Source organism: Vaccinium witches'-broom phytoplasma str. VAC, from assembly GCF_000309405.1.
Lineage (GTDB): Bacteria > Bacillota_I > Bacilli_A > Acholeplasmatales > Acholeplasmataceae > Phytoplasma.
Genome location: NZ_AKIN01000009.1, coordinates 1 through 8638, shown reverse-complemented (window position 1 = coordinate 8638; position 8638 = coordinate 1). Strand labels below are relative to the sequence as shown.

The 8638-nt window shown below is 28.7% G+C and carries 7 protein-coding genes; 6 read left to right on the top strand and 1 reads right to left on the bottom strand.

Annotated features, from left to right (window positions below; translation table 11 throughout):
* Positions 1-238 precede the first annotated feature (238 nt).
* Positions 239-382: a hypothetical protein gene (locus tag RI68_RS03865; protein WP_017193319.1), complete on the bottom strand. Its 144-nt coding sequence runs from the start codon at positions 380-382 to the stop codon at positions 239-241.
* A 731-nt stretch (positions 383-1113) separates the two neighbouring features.
* Here RI68_RS03865 and fba point away from each other — a divergent pair.
* From fba to RI68_RS00490, 6 genes are all read left to right on the top strand, one after another.
* Positions 1114-1980, top strand: a complete 867-nt coding sequence (gene fba / locus RI68_RS00515; RefSeq protein WP_017192562.1) for a class II fructose-1,6-bisphosphate aldolase — start codon at positions 1114-1116, stop codon at positions 1978-1980.
* A gap of 38 nt (positions 1981-2018) precedes the next feature.
* Entirely contained in the window at positions 2019-2996 is a 978-nt protein-coding gene (locus tag RI68_RS00510; protein ID WP_017192563.1) for an ATP-dependent 6-phosphofructokinase, read from the top strand.
* A 49-nt stretch (positions 2997-3045) separates the two neighbouring features.
* Complete coding sequence (locus RI68_RS00505) at positions 3046-4512, top strand: MATE family efflux transporter (RefSeq protein ID WP_017193318.1); 1467 nt, start codon at positions 3046-3048, stop codon at positions 4510-4512.
* Entirely contained in the window at positions 4512-5711 is a 1200-nt protein-coding gene (locus RI68_RS00500) for a phosphoglycerate kinase (RefSeq protein WP_026071926.1), read from the top strand. Before RI68_RS00505 ends, RI68_RS00500 begins: the two co-directional genes overlap by 1 nt.
* A gap of 43 nt (positions 5712-5754) precedes the next feature.
* A complete protein-coding gene (gene gap, locus RI68_RS00495) occupies positions 5755-6768 on the top strand; it encodes a type I glyceraldehyde-3-phosphate dehydrogenase (protein WP_017193316.1) in 1014 nt (337 codons plus the stop codon).
* A gap of 192 nt (positions 6769-6960) precedes the next feature.
* Positions 6961-8244 (top strand): glucose-6-phosphate isomerase, encoded by a 1284-nt coding sequence (locus RI68_RS00490; RefSeq protein ID WP_017193315.1) that lies wholly within the window; start codon positions 6961-6963, stop codon positions 8242-8244.
* The last annotated feature ends 394 nt before the right edge of the window (positions 8245-8638 follow it).

Below are 8638 nucleotides of genomic sequence, written 5' to 3'. Positions count from 1 at the left end.
ATTAATTATATTATAATATTTTTGTCATAAAGTCAAATATTTTATTAATTTTTAAGTTTAGAAAAAATAAGGTTAAAAAACGATTGTTTTTATTAAAGTTGATAATTATTTTTCTTATAAATATTTTAATAAAGAACAAACCACTAAAATTAGTGGTTTTTTAAATATCTTTAGTTATAGGAAAAGATAGAAAGGAATAAGATATTATGTTTTAAAGGATCATTCTTTATAATATTTTCTATATCGTTTTTTTCACATCTGTAAGATTTTCTTTGTCTAATAATGATTTATGATTTAATAACAATTGTTGAGATTCTTGAATGTTTTTATGACATTCGAAAATATCTCCTTTAATTTTTTGTATTTTTGAATATGGTTTCATTATATGTTTTTTTGCAAGGAAAGTAAAAAATAATTTCCAATAAAAAGAGTCTTTTTAGAATGCAATTGGCAAAGTTTGAAATTATTGGCGATTTCAAATAATTAACATTTATTTTAATTTAGGTAATTGTGGTATTCTTGATAACTTATGAAGCGGCTTTGATAATTTTATTTATTTTGACGTTTTATTGGAAAATAGATTTATTTCCGGCTTATTATTTTGCATCCTCTAATTTACATATCAGGATTATCGTGTTTAATTTTCACTTCTTCTTTGTCTCTAGGAAAATAATTATTTTTTAATTGTTTTTAGGTTGAATAAGTCATGTCTGACGCGTGTTTTTTTTACTTTGATTAATTAGAAGAACGAGTTTCTTCGGATCAAAAAAGTAAAAATATCTTTCAACTTCTAAAAAACTCTTTTTCTCAATCGTTTCGCTTCCATCAAAAAGCACCATCCTCATCCAAAAAAAGATTAAAAAAAAGCTTAAAAAGTCAATTTTTCTCATTATAAATTATTTATTTTTAAGCGGTTTTTGTTTTTTGTTGTTATTTTTTTTAAAAAAAGCATTAATATAATAAATGTATATATAATATAAACATTGTTTTATAAATTGAATTATCCATCATAATTCATTTATAAATAAATTTATGTTGTAATGTGTAATTTTATATATAAAATCTATCAAGGACGTTTTATATAAGAAAATACATTTAAGAAAGGATTTGTCAGTGTTAACTTCCGATAAAAAAGTTATTTTAAAAGCTCACCAAGAAGGTTATGCAATCGCTCAAGTAAATATTAATAATTTAGAATGGATTAAAGCTGCTTTACAAACTGTAGAAGAATTAAAATCACCAGTCATTTTAGGAGTGTCAGAAGGTGCTGCTAAATATATGGGAGGTTTTAAAACTGTTGTTGCTATGGTAAAAGAATTAGATGCTTTTTATAATGTTAGCGTTCCTGTAATACTTCATTTAGATCACGGCTCTTTTGAAGGTGCTCAAGAAGCTCTTAAAGCTGGTTTCACTTCTGTTATGTTTGATGGAAGTCATTACCCCTTTGAAGAAAATTTAAAAAAAACTCGTCAAATAACTCAATTGTGTCGTGAAAAATCAGTTTTACTGGAAGCAGAAGTAGGCGGTATCGGTGGAGAAGAAGATGGAGTAGTTGGTCAAGGCGAAATTGCTGACCCTAATCAATGTAAACAAATAACAGAATTGGGCATTGATATGTTAGCTGCCGGTATTGGCAACGTCCATGGCAAATATCCAGATAATTGGAAAGGTCTAGATTTTGATGTTTTTGTTAAAATTAGATCTTTGACTAAAGAACAAATCCCTTTAGTTCTTCACGGTGGAACTGGTATTCCTGAACACATGATTAAAAAAGCTATTTCTTTAGGAGTGGTTAAAATTAATGTTAATACTGAATTTCAATTAGTTTTCGCTGAAGCTACACGTAAATATATTGAAGAAGGCAAAGATTTAGTTAATAAAGGATATGATCCAAGAAAATTATTAAATCCAGGTTTTTTAGCTATTAAAAAAGAATTAAAACATAAATTAACTTTATTTGGTTCTGTTAATAAAGCATAATTTCAAAATAATATTTATAAAAAAAGGTTATATTAATAATGAAAAATGAACAAAATTTAGAAAAAATCGCTGTTTTAACTTCAGGCGGAGATGCTCCGGGGATGAACGCTGCTATTAGAGCAGTCGTTATGGCAGGAACTAATCAAAATTATGAAGTTTATGGCGTAAAAGACGGTTATTTAGGTTTATATAACAATCAAATAGAATTGTTAACGCCTGATTCTTTAGACAGAATTATCAATGTATCAGGTACTTTTTTAGGTACTTCACGTTTTTTACCTTTTCAAAATGAATTAAAAGTTCGTCAAGTATGTGCTAACAATTTAACTGATTTAGGGATTACTAAATTAGTGGTTATTGGCGGCGATGGTTCTTATCATGGAGCTATGAAGCTAGATGAATTAAACATTAAATGCATAGGCATTCCTGCTACGATAGATAACGATATTAATGCTACAGATTATACAGTTGGCTTCAGTACGGCTTTAAATAATGTAGTGGATGCGATTGAAAAATTACGCGATACTTCTATTTCTCATCGTAGATGCAGCATTATTGAAGTAATGGGCAGACGCAAAGGCGATTTAGCTTTATACGGTGGACTTGCTGGCGGAGTGGATATGATTGTCACAAGCGAAAAATCTTTAGATAAACAAACTATTTTTGATAAAGTTAAAGAATTATACGAAAAGAACCAAAGACATGCTATTATAGTGGTGACAGAACATATTTTCGCAGTTAATGAATTAGCTAAAGAAGTGGAAAAATATAGTGGTTTTGAAACAAGAGCTCAAATTTTAGGACACATTCAAAGAGGTGGAACTCCTACAGCTGAAGATTTAATTTTAGCCAACAGAATGGGCAGTTATGCGGTTGAATTGTTAAAAAAAGACATTCATAATTGTGGTATCGGAATTCAAGGCAACAAATTAACTCATCTTGAATTTAAAAACATTTTTGATCAACCCTATTTAAAAGACGAAGTGTTTGATGTATTTGACAAAATAACTCAATAAAAATATTTATTTAGTTTTTTAATTAAGAAATAAAGGATAAATTTTAAAAGTGTCTACAAAGGTTAAACAAAAAAATTTAAACAAAAATAATTCTCAACCTCAGTTTCAGGGTTCGATTTGGAAAAATTTAATCGTTATTTCTATTCCAGTTGCTATTTATTTAATATTTAAACATTTTACATCTGCAGTAGATTATTATATTGTTGGAACTCCTACAAAAACAAATAAAAATATCGATTCAGTAATTACTTTGATGAAACAAATTGGTAAAGTTTTTCAAGCTATTGCGATGGGTTTAGGCGGCGCGGGAGTTATTTTAGTAGCCCAAGAATATAAAAAAAATAATAAAGAAAAAACACAAGAATACGTAACTTTAGCCTTTTTGTTTTCTATTATTTTAAGCCTTTTATTATCCATTGTATTCTATATTGGTGCTATAATACCTAATTTCGACCTTTTTTTACCCGTTAGTTATCGTACTGATGGTGGCGCTTTATGTTATAAAATTCAATTAATATCTTTCATTTTTATGACTATTAATGTAGTGTTTATTGGAATTGAAAGAGCTAAAAATAAAACGCGTTTTGTTTTCTTCTTAAATATTTTAAACATTTCAGCAAGAGTGCTTTTAGCTTTTGGTTATAAATGGTTTAGAGGAGAAGGAAAGGTAAGTATTGTTGATTTGCAATTAGCTACTTTATTTTCTGATTTATTGATTACTTTTATAGCTGTTGATTTTGTGTTCTTTAATAAGAAAAACGATACCAGATTAGATTTCAAAAAATTCAAATTCTCTTCTGAAGTGTTAAAAAAATTTTCTAAATTATCTGGCGGATTAGTGGTCGGTAAGGCTACTTATGAAGTTGGTAAAGCAGTGGTTAACACTTTGACGACAAAATTTTATGAACCTTCTTTTTTAGGGATTGCCGGTTTAGCAGCGTTAGTGAATGGTATTGTTTACTCTTTATCGCAATCTTTTGAAGATGGACAATCAGTCATGGTGTCGCAAGAATCTAGCAATCAAGATTCACGAAAAACTCTGAAAATTTTTAAAAATGTTTTTGTTATTACGAATATTTTAGGCATATTCGGTATTTTGGTGAATCAATTTTATGGTGAAAAATTATTAAAATTTTTCAAACCAACCAGAGATTTTTCATCGGAAGAAATGCAAGGTTTTAAAACGATTTTATTTTATGAACAATTATCACTTTTCACTTCTGTATGGGCTTCAATGATGATGGGTTATATTATTTCCTACAATAAGAGCGCTAAAGTATCATTCTGGATGAATCTTTTAAGAGTTTCATTGAGAATATCTCTATTAAGTTTATTGCACCTTGCAACTGATATAAACCATTATAGTCAATTCGGTTGGAGTACGGCTGGAAGTAACATTATTGTTTTAATAGTCGTAACTCTTATCTTTGTGAAATTTATTAAAAAAAGCCATAATGAAAGTACGCAACAAAAAATAATTAAACAAGATTTGGAAAAAAAGGTATTTTTGGTATGATGATAAAAACCCTTTCTACAGCTAACGTCAAAAATAAAAAAGTTTTATTACGAGCAGATTTAAATGTTCCTTTAGAGAATAAACGTATTACAGATGATAATAGAGTTAAAGCTATTTTGCCTACTTTAAAATATTTAATTCAAAATGAAGCTAAAGTAATTGTTTTTTCTCATTTCGGCAGGGTTAAAACTGAAGATGATAAAAAAAAATATAGTCTTGAAGTGGTGGCTCAAAATTTATCTTCTCATTTGAATGCTAAAGTTTATTTCGTACCTCAAACAAGAGGAAAAATTTTAGAAACAGCTATTGAAAAACTTCTCCCTGGAGAGGTCTTGATGGTTGAAAATACTCGTTTTGAAGATTTAGACAACAAAAAAGAAAGTAAAAATGACGCTGATTTAGGAAAATATTGGGCTTCTTTAGGCGATGTTTTCGTGAATGATGCATTTGGAACTTCTCATCGCAGTCATGCTTCTAACGTAGGTATTGCTCAAAATATGGAAGAAAAATATTTCGGTTTTTTAGTAGAAAAAGAAATTAATTTTCTTCATAAAATCATCAAAACGCCTCAAAGACCCGTAGTAGCGGTTTTAGGTGGTTCTAAAGTATATGATAAAATTAAAATCATTCGTAATCTTTTGAAAAAAGTTGATTTTCTTTTAATCGGGGGCGGTATGAGTTTTACCTTCTTAAAAGCGCAAGGTTATAACGTAGGCAAAAGTTTACTAGAAGAAAATGAAATATCTTTAGTGAAAGAATTGTTAAGTTCTGAAGAAGGTAAGAAAATTGTTTTAGGTCCAGATGTTGTTTGTGGCGAAGAATTTGCTAACGAAACTAAAGTTAGTGTTTCTGATGTTAACAATATTTCTGATAATGTGATGGGTTTAGATATCGGTCCTAAAACAGTCGCTTTATTTCGAAAACATTTAGTTTTAGCTAAAACTATTGTTTGGAACGGACCTTTAGGAGTTTTTGAATTTGATAATTTCGCTCAAGGCACTAAAGAAATAGCACAAATAATAAGTCAAATGCATAATAAAGCTACTACAATCATCGGTGGTGGTGATAGTGCAGCTGCTGTCTTTAAATTTGGTTTAGACGGTCATTTTAGCCACATTTCTACTGGCGGAGGAGCCTTTTTAGAATATTTAGAAGGCAAGCCAATGTTTGGGTTGGAATGTATCGAAAATATTGAATAAAAAAATTTATGAAAAAATAATTTAAAAAAAGGTATAACAAATTATGAACAAAAAAACAAAAGTAGCCATTAACGGTTTTGGACGTATAGGAAAATTAGTGTTTCGTTCCATTTTTGCTAACCCTCAATTTGAAGTTGTTGGCATCAATGATTTATCTAATTTAGAAACAATCGCTTATTTATTAAAATACGATACTGCTCAAGGATTATATAAAACAGATTCTGTTTCTTACGAAGATAATCATTTAGTAGTGGATGGGAAAAAAATTCCTGTTTTTCAAGAAAGAAATCCTAAAGATTTGCCTTGGGCTAAATTAGATGTAGATGTTGTTTTAGAATGTACTGGTTTTTTTGCTAGTAAAGAAAAAGCGGATCTACACTTACAAGCTGGAGCTAAAAAAGTTTTAATTAGTGCTCCTGCTGCTGGCGATTTAAAAACAGTTGTTTACAATGTCAATGATAATGTTTTAACTAAAGATGATCACATTGTTAGTGGAGCTTCTTGCACTACTAACTGTTTAGCGCCTGTTGTGAAAGTGTTAAATGATAACTTCGGCATTAACCAAGCGTTTATGACAACAGTTCACTCTTACACAAGCGACCAAACTTTAATTGACCAAAATCATTCTAAAGGTATTTGGGCTAGACGTGGTAGAGCAGCAGCTTCTAACATGGTTCCTACTTCTACAGGAGTAGTGAAAGCTATTGGTTTAGTATTGCCTGAATTAAAAGGTAAAATAGATGGTACATCTGTTAGAGTTCCAACTGTAACAGGTTCTTTAGTGGACCTTACAGTAGAATTAAACCAAGAAGTAACAGCGGAACAAGTCAATCAAGTTTTTGCTAAAAATGCTAATGAAACTTTAGGATACGTTAAAGATCCTATCGTATCTTCTGACGTTGTAGGAACTTCTTATGGTTCTTTATATGACTCTAATACTTTACAAATTCTTCAAAAAAAGCCTAAATTTATAAAATTAATGTCTTGGTATGATAACGAAATGAGTTATGTTAGTCAATTGGTAAGATTATTGCGCAAAATGTCTAAATTTTTATAATTTTTAACTAATATAACAAAACCGCTAAAAAACCAAATACAATATGTTTTATAAAGTATAAATAAAGCATATTGTATTTTCTCTTAAAGATGATTTATTTTTCCATTTAGTCTCTAATTATTATTTATTAAAAAACAATAGTTTTTTAAAAATATATTTGCAATAATCAAAAGATAATTATGGAGTGTTGATATGAGTTTAAACTTAAATTTAGATGGAATCCAAAATTTTTTAAATTGGGATGAGGAAAGTAAAAAACTAGCTCCTCAAGTTAAAAAAATTCATCAAAAACTGCATGAAGATCAAGAATTAAAAGATACTGTTTTAGGATGGTTAACTTTACCTTTGAACGATGACGTTGAGGAAATTCAAAAAATAAAAAAATTAAAAAAAGAACATCCGGATTTAGATGTGTTAGTAGTGATAGGGATCGGTGGTTCTTATTTAGGTGCTAAAGCAGGAATAGAAATGCTTCAAATTCCTTTTCAAAAAACTAAACCTGAAGTGTTATTCGCAGGTCATCAAGTGTCAGGTAATTATTTAATAAATTTGATTTATTATTTAAAAGATAAGAATTGGGCGATGAACGTTATTTCTAAATCTGGTACTACTTTAGAACCTGCTTTAGCTTTTAGAGTATTGAAAACAGAAATAGAAGAAAAGTACGGCAAAGAAGAAGCTAAAAGACGTGTTTTTGCTACTACAGACAGTAAAAAAGGTGTTTTATTAAATATAGCTAACCAAGAAGGTTACGAAAAATTTGTTGTTCCTGACAATGTTGGCGGAAGATTCAGCGTTTTAACTGCTGTAGGATTATTACCTTTTGTTTTTGCTAATTTAGATGCAGAGGCTATGTTAAAAGGAGCTCATCAAGCTTATTTAGATTTTTCATCTGATGATTTAAATCAAAATGAAGCGTATCAATACGCAGCAGCCCGTTATCTTTTGCACACTAAATTAGATAAAAAAATGGAATTATTAGTTAGTTATGAACCGCATTTATTAGGTTTTTCTGAATGGTGGAAACAATTATTTGCAGAATCCGAAGGTAAAGACGAAAAAGGTCTTTTTGTGGGAGCTATTAATAACTCTACTGATCTTCATTCTTTAGGACAATTCATCCAAGAAGGAAGTAAGTTTTTTTTTGAAACAGTTTTAAATGTAGGCCATTTTGACCAAGATTTAGTCATTCCTCAAGTAGATAATGAATTAGATGGACTTAATTATCTAGCAGGTCAAAATTATACAGATATTAATCAAAAAATTAAAACAGCGACCAAACAAGCTCATATTGAAGGACAGGTACCGAATTTAGAATTGACTGCGCCTCAATTAGACGAATATAACTTGGGTTATTTAGTTTATTTCTTTGAAAAAGCTTGCGCTATGTCTGGTTCTCTTTTAGAAATTAATCCTTTCAATCAACCAGGTGTTGAAGTTTATAAACAAAGAATGTTTGCTTTATTGAAAAAATAATTTTATTTATACAAAAAAAGATACTTTTAGAGTATCTTTTTTTGTATAAAGGTTGAGAAAAATTATAATAAATTTTTTAAACGATAAATCAAGTACCTTTTTATAGTGTTTTTTTCAACTTTCTTCACCAGATAATAACTATTATTTTGAGGTTTTACGTTTTACTTTATTTTTTAATGATTATTTTTTTGTTTTTTTAATTTTGAAAATAAGGAGATAACTTTTTAAATCTCAAAAAAGCCTTTTTTAAGTATGAAACGTGTTTTTTCAAAGAAAATTCGTAATTGAGTAAACAAATATGATAAAATAAAATTTTATGATGTGTTTGTGAATTTATAAGAAAAAACTTTTTTATAAACTTTCAAAATCAGAATAAATTAATTTAATTTTTTAT

Excerpts from the sequence above, each read along its gene's own strand:
- RI68_RS03865 (WP_017193319.1), bottom strand. The coding sequence starts at position 382 with ATGAAACCATATTCAAAAATACAAAAAATTAAAGGAGATATTTTCGAA.
- RI68_RS00510 (WP_017192563.1), top strand. The coding sequence starts at position 2,019 with ATGAAAAATGAACAAAATTTAGAAAAAATCGCTGTTTTAACTTCAGGC.
- RI68_RS00500 (WP_026071926.1), top strand. The coding sequence starts at position 4,512 with ATGATAAAAACCCTTTCTACAGCTAACGTCAAAAATAAAAAAGTTTTA.
- gap (WP_017193316.1), top strand. The coding sequence starts at position 5,755 with ATGAACAAAAAAACAAAAGTAGCCATTAACGGTTTTGGACGTATAGGA.
- RI68_RS00490 (WP_017193315.1), top strand. The coding sequence starts at position 6,961 with ATGAGTTTAAACTTAAATTTAGATGGAATCCAAAATTTTTTAAATTGG.